The sequence below is a fragment of the Fibrella rubiginis genome (assembly GCF_017353185.1).
GTDB lineage: Bacteria > Bacteroidota > Bacteroidia > Cytophagales > Spirosomataceae > Fibrella > Fibrella rubiginis.
Genome location: NZ_JAFMYV010000051.1, coordinates 1 through 252, shown reverse-complemented (window position 1 = coordinate 252; position 252 = coordinate 1). Strand labels below are relative to the sequence as shown.

The 252-nt window shown below is 61.1% G+C and carries 1 protein-coding gene; it reads left to right on the top strand.

All coding sequences use genetic code 11. From position 1 onward, the window contains the following. Window positions 1–252, top strand: a 252-nt coding sequence (locus tag J2I47_RS26435; protein WP_207367629.1) for a hypothetical protein, incomplete at both ends; no start/stop codon positions are given.

Below are 252 nucleotides of genomic sequence, written 5' to 3'. Positions count from 1 at the left end.
CTGCCACCTACACTTGGAAGACCGTGGGTAGTGTGGTAGGCACAGGCAGCAGCCTGAGCGTGAGCCCTGGCAACACAACGACCTATCAGGTGGAGTGCACCAGCTGTGGCAGTTGCACGGCCACCCAGGTGACACTCACCGTTACGCCACCCCCGGTGAAGACCTGTCCGGGCACGGGCAGCCTGAGCTATGAGCGCTGGAACAACATCGCTGGCACGAGCATCGCTGAGCTGCTGAGCAAGACCAACAATT